This window comes from Providencia sp. PROV223 (genome assembly GCF_028479245.1).
GTDB classification, from domain to species: Bacteria; Pseudomonadota; Gammaproteobacteria; order Enterobacterales; family Enterobacteriaceae; genus Providencia; species Providencia rettgeri.
This window is the reverse complement of sequence record NZ_JAMPNG010000022.1, coordinates 46,588-63,535: the sequence shown is the minus strand read 5'-3', so window position 1 is coordinate 63,535 and position 16,948 is coordinate 46,588. Positions and strand designations below refer to the sequence as shown.

Below are 16,948 nucleotides of genomic sequence, written 5' to 3'. Positions count from 1 at the left end.
CTAACTTCCTAACTTCCTAACTTCCCAACTTCCCAACTTCCCAACTTCTTTCTTCTTTTAACGACTCGCTTAATTTATTTGATGTTATTCCTCTTCGTAGGGTCATTAGTCATGAATATAACTACCGTCAATGGCAGCTCACGATGCAAAGTAGTGAGTAACAACTCACTTCTATTTGGGCTACAAAAGGGGATTGGGAGATAGGAGGGAAGAATTAAATCAACGCGTTGTACTCTGAGTATTCAGGGGGGAATGCGATTGAGGGCGGTAAGGTAGTGAATAATAGCTCACTTATTATAGGATTAAAAATATATCGGGTAAAAGAAAGTAATAAAATATAGTGAATAAGGTCGCAGTAAGTTTTAAGTGATTACTTACTATAGAAATATACTAGTAAAGTTTATTAATAATGCAATTATATTCAATGAATAAATAATAATGACAATATTTAGTATTAAAAATAATTCAATGGAAAAGATTAGTTAGCCTACGTTGAGAATTGAGATTAAACTAGCACTATTTATTTATATGAAACTGATAATTAAATTATTTTCTCATCTATAATATATCTTTATGATATGTGATTTTATATGAATTTTTTTTATGATTTGAATGGTGTATTAAAAATTAAAATATTACAAACTCATTTATTTAAAATATTTAATAAAGGAAATTCTTCCAATATTTTTTTAAACCATGGTGTAAATATTTCAGGTGTAAGAACGATCTCTTGTTTTAATTGAGGAAGACTTACCCACCGTATAGATGAAACTTCATCCCTATTTGGTTGAATATATTGGTTGTAATAACCAATAAAAATATGGTCATATTCATGTTCAATTAAGCCTCCCTGAACATCAGCTTTATAAATTAAGGAACCCACATATGTTAATGGGGTGACAAAGCCTAGCTCCTCTTGAAGCCTACGTTCAGCAGCTTTCTGAGTATCCTCATTAGGTTTAGGGTGACTACAGCAAGAATTTGCCCATTGCCCTGCTGAATGATATTTATGAAGTGCCCGTTGTTGAATTAATAGCTCATTTTGCTCATTAAAGATAAATACTGAAAATGCTCGATGTAGATAACCGAGTTGATGTGCCAATAATTTTGACATAACACCAACAGGTTCATCATGTTCATTAACTAAAATTAATTCATCTTCCATTTATACTATTTTCCATCATAAAAATTATTACACTAGTTTAGTATAATTAAAAATATAAGTTTGCATATTAGAGCTGTTTATTAGTTAACATGATTTTTTCAAAGCTCACAGCTATCATAAGCTTATATAGCTGTGAGATTAAAAATTATTTTTGTTGTAACACCCAAACAGCGGCTTCAACCCTTGATTTTAAATTGAGCTTTTTAAGTAAATGTTTAACATGTACTTTTACTGTGCTTTCTGCGATATCTAGTTTACGAGCTATCATTTTATTTGATAAGCCTTGTGATATCAGCTCTAGAATATCGGCTTCCCTTGGTGTTAATGAAGTTATATTATTATCATCCTGTGTGGTATTGTCTCTGAGTGATTCAGCAAGTACAGATGCTAATGTTGGGCTAACAACTAACTTACCGCTAGCGGCTTCTTTTAGGGCGACTATAAGCTCTTCAGGCTCCATATCTTTAAGCAAATAGCCATCAGCACCTCTTTTTAGTGCATTGACTAAATCATCACTATAATTAGAAACAGTAAAAAGAATAATCCTACCGGATAGTTCTCGCTTTCTAAGTTCATCAAGAGTTTCAAAACCATTCATTCCAGGCATGTTGAGATCCAGTAAAATAAGATCAGGATCTTGCTCTTCAGCGATCTGTATACCTGTTTTACCATCTCCTGCTTCACCGATAACTTGTAATGAAGATTCCAAACTAATCAATTGTTTGACTCCATTTCTTAGCATCGGATGATCATCAATAAGTAGAATGGTTGATTTTTCGTTTACTATATTTGTATTTTCCATAGATGATTTTCCGGTATGTTAAGCGTCAGATAAAGGAAAGGTAACTTTTACCTCTGTTCCACCTTGAGGCCTAGGTGTAATACAACAATTACCATTAAGGCTTAATGCTCTTTCTCTCATAATAATAAGCCCATAATGATTAAGTTTATCAGTGTTTGACGTGATCCCTGCACCATCGTCGATAATGGTAATAGTAACAATACCATCATACTGGTTTAATGAAACCTCAGCCGATGTTGCATTAGCATGTTTTAGAATATTAGTTAATGCTTCTCGGACGATTTGTATAATATGAATAGATTGGTGTGGTGAAATACTCTTTGCGGGTAGGTCGTAGTTTAAGGTTACTGTATACCCCATACGTTCGCTAAATTCATTAATAGTACTTTCTAATGAGGGAAGTAGGCCAGGTTCCATTAATTTAAGCCTAAATGTGGTTAATAGCTCTCTCAGTTGGCTATATGCGGTATTAATTTCGCTGCGCATTTCTGTTAAAAGCTGTTGAGGTTTTTCTGGTAATGGCTCAGGCTGTAATTGCAGATAGCTAATTTGCATTTTCAAACAAGATAAAGACTGAGCGATAGAGTCATGAAGTTCGCGTGCAATTGCAGAACGTTCATCCATGATAAGCAACTGTTGTTGTTGTTCTATTTGGTGCTCCATCGCGAGCATACCAGAGATTTGTTTTGCTAGAACAGAAACGAGGTTGTTTTGTTCGTCTGAAAGTATTTGATTATCTTCAATCTCACCAATAATAACGCCATAACGATGCATATTGTCTGATAAATCCCATTGTAAGCTGAGAGGTTTATCGATTGAAATTTGTTGTTTTAGCTTCGTTGTCTTCTCTTCAGATAATCCGGTTGAATGGCAACATATTTCATGAAAATAAGCTTCATTACTTTCTTCATACAACCGTAAACTTAGATTTTTGAGTATGGTAATGTTTTCTAGTTCAATAAGGACTTTTTGTAATCGCAAATAGAGGGGATCTGATGAATGAAGAATTTGGTTTGATTGATATAAATAAGATAACACTTTATTTTTTGTGATTAAATCTGCAGTTTTTTCTGCAACTCTTTCTTCAAGTTGATGATAGCTTAGCGCTAATTCATCTGACATTTGATTCAGCGTTTCTCCTAATGCGTTTAACTCATCTTGCCTATTATTTTTAGGGTAGCGTTGGCTAAAATCTTTTCGCCCAATCGCATTGACCATTGATAATAATTTAACCCATGGGTAATAAATTTTTCTTCTTAAGTGCCAGATGGTTCCCATAAGTAATAAGAATACTAAGCTAATAAAAATCAGTTGTGTCATAGCTACATAAGCAATCTTTCTTTCTGTTTTCTCATCAATGTTATGAACCAATTCATCAAGTTTACTTACAAATGATATAACTTCGTACCTTGCATCGTTAGGCGTATTTGCTTCCATTAATGAAGGTCGTAAGATATGTAACCAGTAATTATAGAGCTCATCAAATTGAGGTGTTAAGCTTTCAATTTTTACAACTTGAGTCAGTTCTGGGCTAATGAGGTCAGATTCTAATGCGTCGAGATAACGCTGATTTTGAGTGTTCAGAGGGACGAGAGAAAGTAATCTGTAGCTCTGCATTCGTAGTGAACCTGATTTATTTATTGCGTGAGCATTACCTTGTACACTTATAATCATTCGATTAGAAATCGTCATCCCAATAATTCCTAAGATCGCAATAAGTAGCATAAGGCCGATCACTTGGTTAATAATTGAAAATCGACGATACAGTGTGGGCATGTGTCACTTCCTTAAAGAGTCGCGCTAGCGAACTTAAAATGCATAGTTCTAGTATTGTTCATAAAGGGGCGAACATTAAATATACTACTTTGGTAGTAATTTTCTGGTGTTATAACAAAATAGAAAATAGAAAATAAAATTTCTCTTTAAGTTTTGCACTTTTATTTATTGATATATAAGATTAAATTTGGTTTAGTCTGGAATGGGGATACGTATTATAGCTTAAATTAAAGATGAATTTCCTTTGATTTAGATCAGTTTAAATATCGATGAAAATCAATGTGTAAAATAATATACACCGAAAAATGTAACTGAAAAACTATCGAATGGCAGGAAGAAAGATAGCTCTAATCGATAGAGCTATCTTTTTGTTTTAGGCTTTTTTAAATTTTTTGAATAGTGAGATTATCGCGACAAGGATTAGGCCGGTTACTAGCCCAAAACATAAATTAATTATAGTCGGTAAGACAAACTGCATAGTACTACCAATGATAGGTGTTAAGGTTGCGGTAAATGATATTTCGGTAATCCATTCTGAAATATAGCTGATACCGTGCGTTAGGATACCTCCACCGACCATAAACATCGCAGCTGTTCCTACAATAGATAATGTTTTCATGAGATAAGGAGTCGCATAAATTAAGGCATTACCACATTTTTTTAATAAAGAAGAGGTTTTCTTCTGTAAATAAAAGCCTAAGTCATCTAATTTCACAATACCTGCAACTAAGCCATACACACCGACAGTCATCACGATAGCAATGATAGAGAGTACGGCTACTTGGTTGATAAAAGAGGTAGTGGAAACAATGCCGAGTGTGATGGCAATAATTTCAGCTGATAAAACAAAATCGGTACGAATAGCTCCTTTGATTTTTTTACTTTCAAATTCCTTAAGTTCTTCTGCTGATAATTGCAATTGGTGTTGGGGAGTAGAATCTTTTGCATTAGAATGTAATAGCTTATGAGTGATTTTTTCTGCTCCTTCAAAACAAAGATAGGCTCCACCAATCATGAGTAGAGGTGTGATAGCCCAAGGGATAAACGCACTGATTAACAACGCTAAAGGAACAAGTATTAATTTATTAACAAATGACCCTTTAGCGACGGCCCAAACAACAGGAATTTCCCTCTCTGCACGAACACCTGTGACTTGCTGGGCGTTTAGTGCGAGGTCATCACCTAAAACTCCGGATGTTTTTTTGGCAGCCATTTTTGTCATGACGGAAACATCGTCTAGTACAGCGGCAATATCATCAAGTAATGTGAGTAAGCTACTTCCAGCCACAAGAATATCCTCAATATTTTTTAAGGTGTCATTAATGTTTATTAGGTCAATTAATGGATAATTAGTTCATTACAATATAAATCATACTTACAAATAAGATAATTCCATTGCAGATTGATAAATCTGAATTTTAAATTATTAAATTTTTATGACAATGGAACCAATGTGATTTTTTCTTTTCTAAATTATTAATTTTAGTGAAGTAACATGAAGTGACATATTGCTATCTGCTACTTTGCTTTATATTTTGTTTAATTATTTAGCTTATGAATAATTTTTAATAGATTGGTATAGGGTTAATACATGTCTTCTCAGCCAGTTTTGAGTATTGTCGTTGCTGTATATAATGGTGAAAAATTTCTACCTCAGTTTTTTGATAGCTTAATCGCGCAAAAGTTAGAAAATTGGGAGTTGATCGTTGTTAATGATGGTTCTAAAGATAAAAGTGAAGACATCATTAAGTCTTACGCAGATAAATTTGTACATTTAAAAGTGCTTTATCAAGAGAACCAAGGCGTATCAGTTGCCCGTAATACGGGGATGGTAGAGGCTACGGGAAAATATATTACATTCCCTGATATTGACGATGAAATTAGCCCTCAAATGTATGGGCGTTTATTAGAAATAGCATTATCAAATGACCTCGATGTTGCAACCTGTAATGGAACTTATGTTTATACTAATGGTGATGCACCAAAGGCAATTTTCCCACCGAATAAAGTCCCGTCAACTGGGGTAATTTCAGGCCCTGAATGGCTTGAAATTGGCTTAAGTTCACGCAAGTTTCTGCATGTAACTTGGCTGAATTTATATCGTTTGGACATGTTGCGCCAACACAAATTTTTCTTTGAGCCTAAGTTACATCATCAAGACATTCCTTGGACGACGGAAGTCTTACTCGTGGCGAAGCGCGTGCAATTTATTAATGAACAATACTACCGATATTTAATCCATAACCAATCTGTTTCGCATTCATTAAGTGGTGATGAACGCTCTGTCCGCAAGATAAAAACGTATTTGAAGATTATTGATATGCTGCTAAATATTTACCAGCGTTATCCTGAACAAGTTAAACAGGCACCAGCTTGCTTATGGCAGGTAGGAAAGGAAGGTTTGGGGGTGATTCAAGCGCTATTAGCCATTAAATCACCCGATGTACAGAAGGAAATGGTACAACTATTTTTTGATAAGGGTTATTGGCAAATAGTGTGGGCGCATGCAACAACAGTAAAATTAAAATGGCGATTAATTAGACGCTACACTAAGTTAAAAGAAATTATCAAATCATAATCTTCTGAAAAGGTAGCTGTTTTTATAGGCTACCTTTTTGTTTTTATTTTTCTAGTTGCTTTAGAGAAGCAATAAACATATCCCATAACTGAGGGTTATTTAATGTTGTGGCGACTTGTGTGTGGCAATCTGCTTTAGCTGGATGGCGAAAGTCAGTCACTGTCATACCTGTTGTTAGAGCGCCTTGTAGCTCGATATCAATTGGAGCCTTAATCGTTTCCATTATGGATGGGTCGATAACATAAGCAACAGCGCATAGGTCGTGAACCGGGGCGTGGTCAGTATAGCCATTACGTCTACGGTAACCTGCCGTGTAGTAATTTAGAGATTCAACAACAAAGTCACTTACAGGTGTATTTAACGCTGCAATTGCTTCCATTATTTGGTCGTCTGGCCTTGCTTGGTGTGTAAGGTCTAACCCAATCATAGTGATAGGCCAAGTTTCATTAAACACGATATGAGCAGCTTCAGGGTCTATAAGGATATTGAATTCGGCGACTGCAGTACGGTTGCCCGTATGGTATCCTCCTCCCATTAAAACAACTTCTTTTACTAATTCAACAATTTCAGGTGCTTTCCTCACGGCTAAAGCAATATTTGTGAGTCCTCCGATAGGTACGAGAGTAACCGTTTTAGAGGGATGTGACTTTAGCGTATCAATAATTAAGTCCACAGCGTGGCGTTGGTCAATAGGTAATTTGGGTTCAGGGAGGTGAGTGCCGTCCAGTCCTGTTGTTCCATGAACCTCTGGGGCAGTCTGTATTGTTCTCACTAATGGCCTAGAGCAACCAGCAGCGATAGGGATATCATTTGCACTAACGAATTCCATAATTGCGCGTGCATTATAAGTAACTTTGTCTAAAGTTTGGTTTCCGACAACCGTCGTTACCGCAAGTAACTCTACATTTGAATTGCCTAATGCTAAGAAAATTGCCATTGCATCATCATGGCCAGGGTCACAATCGATAATAATTTTATTGCTAGACATTATTTCTCCTTTTATTAGGTTATTTACTTTTAATTAACATAATATATGGATGAATTTATTTTTATGTGATGTAAGTTCTATTTTTATGAATACTAATGTAATGAAATTATTCATTAGGGTTACTAATATGGAGTGATGTGATTAACATATTAATAACAATCGTGTTGAGTTTATAAAGATAATGTGTTCTTTATGAAGTTTTAAGCAATATAAATGAAGCCGCCTAGAGAGGTTTTATTAATTAGTTAATAATTGTGGAGGCAGAATGGAGAACTATCTGGAAAAATTACCTGATGTCATTGATTCTGTTGCAACTAACCAGTTTTATCCTAATTTATTATCATGGTTATCTTCACTTATTGCATTCGATAATGCGATTGTTTACTCCTTTGAAAAAGGAGCTCCACCCCGATTTCTTTCCAAAGTAGAGCGCCGTAATAGCGATAGTATTAACAGAATCTATCAACGAGGTGCTTATTTAATGGATCCATTCTACCAAGAAATCCAAAAGGGAGGCGCTTCCAAAGTATTAACACTAAAAGAACTCGCACCTAAAGGATTTTATCATACAGATTATTATCTCAATTTTTATCGTAAGACAGGGTGGTGTGATGAAGCTGGGTTGTTATTAGATATTTCAACTGACAGGCAATTAGGCATTTTTTTTGGTAATGAAGATAGGCCTTTTTTCTCGGGAAAATATACGCAAGCGCCCCTTAAAGACGCCTTCGATATCATTCGTAGTATGGTGAAACTTCATAAAGATGTTTCTCCTTCTTCGGTGTCGAACCACCATCAAAATACTGATATGCAAACACGATTTGGGCTGACACCAAGAGAGTGTGAAGTTGTCGAATTAATCTTAGCAGGTAAAGGTTCACCACAAATTGCACAGATGCTTTTCATTAGTTTAGGAACAGTGAAAAATCATCGTAAAAATATCTATCAAAAACTAAATATTAATTCACAGGTTGAATTATTTAACTTATTAATGAATAGGTTAAGCTAAGTATAATGTGTTTTTATATTTATTTTAACCTAATGATTTAATAGCATTTTATAGCTTGTTATCTTTTTTATTGCTGCATTATTTTTTTTATTTTTGTCTAGATGATTTGTATGAACTAAAATTAAATTAACAATCATTATTATTAATATAAGAATGGTTTATTAATTATTTGATTTTTAGATTGTTTTTTTATTTTTTTAAAATTTTATTATTATTTAAATATTCTACTTGCGTCACAATTGTTAACTTTATGTTTCGAATGTCCCTAAAGGGCTATGTAATTGTTAATGTAAGGTTAAGATAATCGAGTTATCGAAAGATACTAAATAGGGTATCCATAATGAATAACCAAGTGGAATCATTGACTTACTATGCAGCAACTAAAAAGTATGACTTACGTTTTCCTACGCTAAAGGAAGATCTTGATGTTGATGTGGTGATTATTGGTGGTGGTTTTTCTGGGATCCATACTGCGCTTGAGCTGTGTGAGAAAGGGATTACCAATATCGCTATTTTGGAAGGACGGCACCTTGGCTACGGTGGTTCAGGGCGTAATGGCGGGCAAGTAATGGCGGGCATTGGCCATGATATCGATGCAATCAAAAAATATGTCGGGCCAGAGGGTTTAGAAACGATTTTTAAACTCAGTAATATGGGCGCAGGGATCATGCGTGATCGTATCGCTAAATATGATATTGATGCAGATTTTTGCCGTGGTTACGCATACTTAGGTAGTAATAAGCGCCAAGAAAAAACCTTACGCAGTTGGCTAAAAGATTTTAAGTCAGTTGATCCTGATGAAGAAATTGAGTTTTACAGTGGCTCAGAACTAAAACAGATTATTGGTTCTGATGCTTATACCTGTGGGATCAAACACATGGGTGGCGGTCATGTTCATTCATTGAATTTATTATTGGGTGAAGCGAAAGCGATTAGTGAAATATATGGCGCTAAAATATTTGAAAATAGCCAAGTATTAAATGTGGAATATGGTAATACCATCAAAGTCAGAACTGCGATGGGAACAGTTAAAGCACAGAAAATGCTGTGGGCTTGCGATTCATTTTTAAATGGCCTTGAGCCGACGATTTACCCTAAAACTATTAATACTTACGCATATCAATTAATGACGGAAGAGCTACCTGATGAATTAATCGAGCAAATTAGCCCAATTCGTGGTGCTTATAGTGATATTCGTCCTGTAATAGATTACTACCGGGTGACGAATGAGAATCGCCTATTATTTGGCAGTTCCACTCATTTTCTTGAATATATTCCGTCTGATCTTAAAGCATGGAATCGTAATTTAATGCTAAAAGTCTTTCCTTACCTCAAAGACGTCAAAATTGAATTAGCTTGGGGTGGACCAATGGCATGTAGTGCAAATTTATTTCCACAAATTGGTTCATTACCACAACACAAAAATGTGTTTTATGCACAGGGCTATTCAGGTTTTGGTGTTACGCCAAGCCAGATTGTGTGCAAAGTTCTTGCTGAAGGGATGGTGGAAGGTTCTCATCGTTATGACTTAATGAGTTCTATCCCGCACGCCAATATTATTGGTAAAGATAGTCTGCGTAATGTGATTGTTTCGTTGGCAAAAATAATGCATCAGATATCCGGTTATTGGCAAGGTCGTCGCTAATTCGTTATCCACCTAATTAGTTTATTAAAATCGATTAAAGGTAAAAATTATGATTAGTCCATTACTGTTAAATAAACCACTACCTGAGTTATTGAATGTTGGTAGCGTGACAAATTTAGGCTCTGTGGTTGTTGAAGGCGATCCTCAAGCGAGTGTTGCAATGATCCACGGTGAACCAACGGATAACCTGACCTGCGGTATTTTTGCTTGTACTAAAGGCAAGTTCAAAATGGTATATCCATTTGATGAAATGGCGACAGTCCACGAAGGTTCGGTGAAGTTAACGGATGTGAAAACCGGTGTGACGGTTGAATACCATAAAGGCGATACCTGGTTTGCCGCGAAAGGTACCGAAGTTTTATGGGAAATTGATACACCACGCTTCGTAAAACATTACTTAGCTTGTGTAAATGCCTAATTAATTTCTATTGAGTGGAGTGATAACAATGAGCGAGTTAACCCTATTACCAGAAGTCAGTGAGTTTTTGAAGCGTCAGCACGGTCATTTTATCAACGGGTTACCGGTTTCTGGCAAAGGCGATACTTTTTTTGATGTTGTTAACCCAGCCACTGAACAGGTTATTGCTAAAGTAAAAGAAGGAACTTTAGCGGAAGTTGATGCCGCAATGGATGCGGCTCATGCTGCATTTAAAGGAGTTTGGGCAAACACGACACCAATGGAAAGAGGGAATTGCTTAAACCGCCTTGCTGACTTGCTTGAAAAGCACCTTGAAGAATTAGCCCAGTTAGAGACGTTATGCTCAGGTAAAACCATTCAATTATCTCGTTTTCTTGAAGTGGGGTCATCTGCGCAGTTTTTGCGTTATTTTGCCGGTTGGGCGACTAAAATCAGCGGGGAAACATTGAATGTTTCATTGCCTTCTTTTAATGGTGAGAAATATTCTGCATTTACCCAGCGTGAACCTGTTGGTGTTGTGGCTGGTATTATTCCTTGGAACTTTTCTATTATGATTTCCATTTGGAAATTAGCGGCTGCTTTAACATGTGGCTGTACGATTGTGTTGAAACCAAGTGAATTTACTCCACTAACTATGCTAAGAGTGGTGGAATTGGCAAAAGAGGCGGGAATTCCTGACGGTGTAATTAATATCGTAAATGGTGGTGGTCGTGAAGTTGGGCCGGCACTGATTCATCATCCACTTTGTTCTAAAGTGACATTTACGGGGTCTGTACCGACTGGGCTGGCGGTAGGGCGTTCAGCAATGGAAGGTAAATTAACCCGAGTAACACTGGAGCTTGGTGGGAAAAATGGTGCTGCATTCTTAGCTGACCTTCCGGTTGAAAAAATTGTTAATGGGATTATTGAAGCGGGGTATCTAAATCAAGGGCAAATTTGCGCGGCTGCTGAGCGGTTCTATATTCCATCTAAATTGATGGATGAAGTATTAGCGCAACTAAAAACGCGTTTGTCTGCGATGAAAGTCGGTTCTCCATTGGATGAAACAACCGAGATGGGGCCGCTGGCCAATAAAGCGCATTACGAAAAAATCTTAGGTTTGTTTGAAAAAGCTCGCCAAGAGGGTAGTGAAATTATTTATGGTGGCCAACCCATTGCAGGCGCTGGGTACTTTGTGCCTCCAACCATTATTCGTGCTAATAGCCCAGATGATGTATTGATGAAAGAGGAAACATTTGGGCCAATAGGGACTTTCTTGAGTTACGATGACGAAGAAGAACTTATTGAGATGATGAATAGCACTCCGTTTGGTTTAGCTGCGAGTTTATGGACAAATGATCTTAGTAAAGCAATGCGTATGATTTCACGCATTGAAGCGGGAACGGTATGGGTGAATATGCATACCTTCCTTGACCCCGCAGTGCCATTTGGTGGCATTAAGTCATCAGGTATTGGTCGTGAATTTGGTAGTGCCTTTATTGAGTATTACACAGAGTTAAAGTCTGTCATGGTGCGTTATTAGTGTTCAATTTATATTCAATTAATCAACATTTCCCGGCCATCGTGCCGGGTTTTTTATATTTGATAGATACTATGGCTTATTAATCAATTCAAAGACAAAGCTATTGTGGATGTTCATCCACGGCGGGTGGTCGTTAGATTTACTGTCATTTTTCTTGGTGAATGATAAACCCGGATGAAACAAGCTCGGTTCGGTTAGTCACATTTGCTTTAGTGAAGATATTGCGTAAGTGAGTCTTCACTGTTGATAGCGAAACCCCCAGTAATAATGCAATTCGCTTATTGCTCGCGCCTTCTCGTACTAAATGGATAATTTCTTGTTCTTTGGGGGTATAAGCCACTAAGGAATCAGGTAGTACATCAAATGTCATCAGCTCAGCGACAGGTAAAATAGTATTTAATCGCATGATTTCTTGTTGGCTAAATGTGCTGTCTCGCAGCACCGAAATCCCCGCAATAATTTTATTTTTACGACGAATAAATATTTCCGCCATATCAGTCATGTTATTTGGCTGCATAAAATCATGGAAAAAAGCTTGATTCTGCTGGCGTATTTCAGAATCCATTCTCACTAAGCGTAAATCATCGCTGCGAAAATGGTCAGGGTGTAAAGGATCTAATTGGTGAAAATAAGCGAGATACTCTTCATGCATTTTTGCCGGTATCCCGTGAAGAACGTAGTTATCTGGTTGGCAATGATCATTCACGAGGTAATACACCAATGCAGAAACCGGAATAATATGCGCAATGGTATTTAGGCAGCAATCAATCAATGTTTGTTGATGAGGCTCGAATAATGGTGAATTCATCATATTCCCTTGTGTACTAATCGAATTATTATCATGCCTCTTAATGGATTTAACATAAAATAAACATATTAATAACGTGAAGTTGATAGCAGTATTTAAAACTCATGAAAACCTCATGAATATTGATTTGCTGCTTTTTGGTATCTTTAGAAAGATATTTATTAATATATTAACAAGTGGTTTGTTTGTTACATATTGATATTACTTTAATTATTTTTTTTGTTTTTAAAAATATGGGTACTTTTCGCGAGCTATACTTTATTTCCCCTCTCTCTGGGTATCGTCCTTTAGAACGATAGCAGTGGATTTAAGCTTATTTCTATAGTGGATATGAAACCACTTTATTTTTACAAAAAATTCACATTAATAGCTAGGTAGAGAGTGAGAGGGAAGCAAGATGAATTTATCCTCAAAATTGTCGACACATTTAGAAAAAGGGAAAGTTGGCTTTCCGACCACCTTGGCGAGTTCTGCTGGTTTGATTATGGCCAGTCCTGTTATTTTAACCGTCACGAGTGGATTCGGCATCGGTGGCGATACGTTTGCCTTAGCGGTGCTACTCAGTTTCATCATGATGCAAGCTCAGTTAACTACATTTTCGGAGGCTGCGGCCATTCTCCCAACGTCAGGCTCAGTATATGACTATATCTCTTGTGGGATGGGACGCTTTTGGGCGATAACAGGTGCGCTTTCGGCTTACTTGATTGTGCATGTGTTTGCAGGAACTGCCGAAACTATTCTGTCAGGGATTATGGCTCTCGTTAATTTTGAGCATCTCAACACGGTCTTAGAGACCAGTAACTCATCTTGGATGGTTGGTGTTGGGTTGGTTGTCACGTTTGGTATCTTAAATGCATTTGGTATTGAAGCCTTTGGTAAGGTCGAGGTTGTACTGACATTTGCCATGTGGTCCACGTTAGTAATTTTTAGTGTGAGTGGTTTGTTGTTGCCATTTCATGTGGATATGGACGGCTGGTTTGGTCAGCCACTCAATACGGACCCAACACTAATACTGAGCTTTGTTGGTATGGCAATGTTCATGTTTGTTGGTTGTGAGCTAGTAACCCCAATGGCTCCTGAAATTAAAAATTCCGCGAAAGTGATTCCCCGTGCGATGACAACAGGTTTATTTTGTGTCGCACTCTGTATGGTGTTATTCGGTGCAGCGCTAGCGAACCAAGTGGAAAATGTGGTCGTTGACCCGCTGACAGGTACGCGTTTACTTGAAACACCGATGGCAATCCCTGCATTCGCCGAAATTGTTATGGGTGAGTTTGGTAAATACTGGATAGGTATCGCGTTATTACTGGCTGGTGGAGCGACCATCAATACGTTAATGGCAGCGGTTCCTCGCATTCTTTATGGAATGGCTCTTGATGGGGCATTACCACGCATCTTTGCTTATTTGCACCCTCGTTTTAAAACTCCAGTATTCGGTATTTTAGTAGCTGTGATGATCCCATGTTTGCACGCTTTTGCTATTCAAGGCGACCTTGATCGTATCATTCCATTGGTACTGGCGGCGGTGTGTTCTTGGGGTACGGCTTACTTGCTGGTAACGATTTCAGTAGTGTTATTGCGTATTCGTCGACCTGACTTACATCGAGCCTATCGTTCGCCTTTTTTCCCTATACCGCAAATTATTTCGAGTGTCGGGATTATTTTAGCGATTGTGTATATCACTCCACCAGGCATGAATAAATCGGATATCTATATTCCTTTTGCCATTATGTTAGGTTTAACAGCCGGATATGCATTAATTTGGACCGTTTTTGTACAGAAAGTGAACCCATTTAAACCTGTGGATGTTGAATACGTTTTATCTAATTCCTTCGCTGATGAAGAAATGGAAGGAGGCCAACTTGAGCCATTACGTAACCTCGCCTAAACCGTCTTTGTGGAAGAAAATCGGTAAGTTTACCCAGCAACGTTTGCCTGCCGGATATCAAACAGGATTGACTCTTAACCGTGTTGAGAAGGACATGGCGCCTTATCCATGTGAGTGGGGGGCACCCGGAGTGCTTCATGTGCAGCCTCAACCCGAATTAACGATTGAAGTGACTGAACGGCCAAGAAAATTGTTTCTCGCTTTTATTGTGTATAGCCGTTTTGCGGTATCTGGCCAATGTACAGATAGTATCAATGCAAAAATTGAAGTAAAAACCCGTGGGACTATAAAGAAGAAGCATATCCATTTTGTTTCGAAGCAGATGGATGGGCAGAAAGTTATTGAATGGCTGAATGAGTACCCAATTATTAGGCAAACATTAGAAGAGCTGGAATTTAATCATTGCGAGATAGAGTTTAGCCGAGGTCGTTGGCGTTGTGAAATTGAGCCTTACACGGCATCAGAAATGGTGAGCCGCATTCCCGCGACTCGCCGTTATTTGAGATTAATAAAAAAACAACGCTATTATTTATTGAGTGCGCTGCAGTTAATTAACCAACTGGTGGAAAAACGTGCTGTGAGCCATTGAGTTTAAAAGAGTTTTTTGATAGTAATAATTATTATCAATTGACTCACTGGAATTTGATGTGAAATCTTTGCCTCTTTTAGGTTGTATGTTGTTTTCTTCTGCGGTGATGGCAACACACGCTGACTGTATACGTTTATCTGAGCTTTCCTTTGCTGAAGGGGTACATGATAGCGAAGGTCATAGCTGCTTATCTTTTGAAGTATCGCAGCAAGATTTTATAAAACAACGCGGTGAAGGTCTTTCCAAGGTTCTATTATTGGATTCCAATAAACAGCCAGTGCGTGCATTGCAAGAGTACGGTTCAGTACAAGAACCTCATAGTGCGGATTATTTAGTATCAAAAAATGGGGTTTATTATTTAGCGTTGAATGGTGAGCCGGGTAAACCTTGGCAATTAAAGTTTGATGTCACCCAGTACCAGCCTTTAGCCATTAAAAAGGATAATGAACCGGTTACTCCTAAGCTGCAAAGTTTATTGGATGAATATTATCAAAATGGTGATACAAGCGCATTTTGGCAAGCCGTTGCCGCGCAAGGAACGCCACTGGTTGAAGATTTTTCAAATAGACAAAAACGGGTGACATTCCTTTGGCGTGGCGCGAAAGCAAACGCCTATATTTTAGGTGCGCCGTCAGGTAATCACGAAAGAATGGCCAATTTGGCGGGAACGGATATTTGGTATCGTTCTTTTATCATCCCTAATGATACGTTATCGCAATATAAAATTGCACCAGATATCCCTTCTGTACCGGAAGGCGGTTTTGCTCAACGTAAAGCAATTCTAGTCACCGCGCAGTCTGACCCATATAATTCTCACGTTATTCCTTCCCTAAATGTCGATAAATATAACCGTTTTTCGTTGTTATCATTGGCACCGAACATACGCCAGTGTCACTTTCCTGATGTAGAAAATCGGCAGATTAAAGGCCGTTTAGAGACTTTTACGTTGGTGAGTCAAATATTAAAAAACGAAAGAAAAATAACGGTTTATCAGCCTAATGTACCAATGGAAACACCGGCGTTATTGTTGCTATTGGATGGGCAAATTTACCTGCAAAACTATCAAATGGAGAAATTCTTTGATAAGTGGATGAATCAGGGGAGTTTTCCAGCTATGAATATTATATTTGTTGATAGCATAAATTCAGAGCGTCGTGGGGATGAGCTTCCCCCTAATGATGTCTTTCCTAAGTTGCTGGCGGATGAGCTCATGCCTCAATTAGCACAAATGGGAATTCAAGCATCTGCAAGCCATACGATTATTGCGGGTTCCAGTTATGGTGGGATTGGCGCGACATGGAATGCGTTACAGCATCCTGAAATCTTCGGTAATGTTATCAGTATGTCAGGATCTTATTGGTGGGCCCCAAAAGATAAAGACCCTGAGTGGTTAATTCGTGAAATCGAAATTATACCAACGCAACCTATCCGTTTTTTCCTTGAGGCCGGCTTATTCGAACAACGCGGTAGTTGGGGGGGAATTATTCAGAACCACTACCGATTACTGGATGTTCTAAAACACAAAGGTTATCAAGTTGATGCTATTGAGTTACCTAGCGGGCACGACTATGTTTCTTGGTGTGAAACGCTTTATGAGGGAACAAATCAACTTGTGTCACAATGGTAAATAGCCATAACACTGATTCACAACAAGCAGCTTATATTTAGCTGCTTTTTCACATTTATGACAAACGTCTTCATTTCGCCATAAAAGCGTCATTCAACTGTCATCTAGCTCCTTTAGCATGCCTGTCATTATT

Annotated in this window: 14 protein-coding genes; 8 read left to right on the top strand and 6 right to left on the bottom strand. The window is 37.6% G+C overall.

Annotation, left to right across the window (positions count from 1 at the left end; genetic code table 11):
- Positions 1-643: 643 nt before the first annotated feature.
- The 4 genes from idi to PR767_RS18850 form a co-directional block, all read right to left on the bottom strand.
- Complete coding sequence (idi, locus tag PR767_RS18865) at positions 644-1,165, bottom strand: isopentenyl-diphosphate Delta-isomerase (protein ID WP_004914838.1); 522 nt, start codon at positions 1,163-1,165, stop codon at positions 644-646.
- A gap of 145 nt (positions 1,166-1,310) precedes the next feature.
- A complete protein-coding gene (narL, locus tag PR767_RS18860) occupies positions 1,311-1,967 on the bottom strand; it encodes a two-component system response regulator NarL (protein ID WP_004914835.1) in 657 nt (218 codons plus the stop codon).
- 18 nt (positions 1,968-1,985) lie between these two features.
- Positions 1,986-3,743, bottom strand: coding sequence for a nitrate/nitrite two-component system sensor histidine kinase NarX (gene narX / locus PR767_RS18855; RefSeq protein ID WP_109911822.1), 1,758 nt, complete (start codon positions 3,741-3,743; stop codon positions 1,986-1,988).
- Positions 3,744-4,116: 373 nt separating this feature from the next.
- The gene (locus PR767_RS18850; RefSeq protein WP_240105913.1) at positions 4,117-5,031 is read right to left on the bottom strand and encodes a DUF808 domain-containing protein; all 915 of its coding nucleotides are present in this window, start codon (positions 5,029-5,031) and stop codon (positions 4,117-4,119) included.
- 303 nt (positions 5,032-5,334) lie between these two features.
- Between PR767_RS18850 and PR767_RS18845 the strand changes: the two genes are divergently transcribed.
- A complete protein-coding gene (locus PR767_RS18845) occupies positions 5,335-6,321 on the top strand; it encodes a glycosyltransferase (RefSeq protein WP_004914830.1) in 987 nt (328 codons plus the stop codon).
- Between the two features lie 43 nt (positions 6,322-6,364).
- Here the strand turns inward: PR767_RS18845 and uriH are convergent, their stop codons facing one another.
- Positions 6,365-7,309, bottom strand: coding sequence for a uridine-preferring nucleoside hydrolase UriH (uriH, locus tag PR767_RS18840; protein ID WP_004914829.1), 945 nt, complete (start codon positions 7,307-7,309; stop codon positions 6,365-6,367).
- Between the two features lie 265 nt (positions 7,310-7,574).
- On the opposite strand from uriH, the gene PR767_RS18835 reads away from it, so the two are divergent.
- The 4 genes from PR767_RS18835 (at position 7,575) to PR767_RS18820 (ending at position 11,903) form a co-directional block, all read left to right on the top strand.
- Positions 7,575-8,318 (top strand): helix-turn-helix transcriptional regulator, encoded by a 744-nt coding sequence (locus tag PR767_RS18835; protein ID WP_109911824.1) that lies wholly within the window; start codon positions 7,575-7,577, stop codon positions 8,316-8,318.
- Positions 8,319-8,658: 340 nt separating this feature from the next.
- Positions 8,659-9,963, top strand: a complete 1,305-nt coding sequence (locus PR767_RS18830; protein ID WP_272520756.1) for an NAD(P)/FAD-dependent oxidoreductase — start codon at positions 8,659-8,661, stop codon at positions 9,961-9,963.
- 49 nt (positions 9,964-10,012) lie between these two features.
- Positions 10,013-10,381, top strand: a complete 369-nt coding sequence (locus PR767_RS18825; protein WP_109911826.1) for a cupin domain-containing protein — start codon at positions 10,013-10,015, stop codon at positions 10,379-10,381.
- Between the two features lie 28 nt (positions 10,382-10,409).
- Entirely contained in the window at positions 10,410-11,903 is a 1,494-nt protein-coding gene (locus PR767_RS18820) for an aldehyde dehydrogenase family protein (RefSeq protein ID WP_004914825.1), read from the top strand.
- A gap of 145 nt (positions 11,904-12,048) precedes the next feature.
- On the opposite strand, the gene PR767_RS18815 is transcribed toward PR767_RS18820, so the two are convergent.
- Positions 12,049-12,711 (bottom strand): helix-turn-helix domain-containing protein, encoded by a 663-nt coding sequence (locus tag PR767_RS18815; RefSeq protein ID WP_272520755.1) that lies wholly within the window; start codon positions 12,709-12,711, stop codon positions 12,049-12,051.
- A 397-nt stretch (positions 12,712-13,108) separates the two neighbouring features.
- On the opposite strand from PR767_RS18815, the gene PR767_RS18810 reads away from it, so the two are divergent.
- The 3 genes from PR767_RS18810 to PR767_RS18800 are packed head-to-tail and all read left to right on the top strand — an operon-like array spanning position 13,109 to position 16,815.
- Positions 13,109-14,599, top strand: a complete 1,491-nt coding sequence (locus tag PR767_RS18810; protein ID WP_004914823.1) for an APC family permease — start codon at positions 13,109-13,111, stop codon at positions 14,597-14,599.
- Positions 14,574-15,188, top strand: coding sequence for a DUF3156 family protein (locus PR767_RS18805; RefSeq protein WP_042851671.1), 615 nt, complete (start codon positions 14,574-14,576; stop codon positions 15,186-15,188). The genes PR767_RS18810 and PR767_RS18805 overlap by 26 nt, the downstream gene beginning before the upstream one ends.
- A gap of 58 nt (positions 15,189-15,246) precedes the next feature.
- Positions 15,247-16,815 carry an alpha/beta hydrolase-fold protein gene (locus tag PR767_RS18800; protein ID WP_272520754.1) on the top strand — a complete coding sequence of 523 codons (1,569 nt, stop codon included), beginning with the start codon at positions 15,247-15,249 and terminating at the stop codon, positions 16,813-16,815.
- The last annotated feature ends 133 nt before the right edge of the window (positions 16,816-16,948 follow it).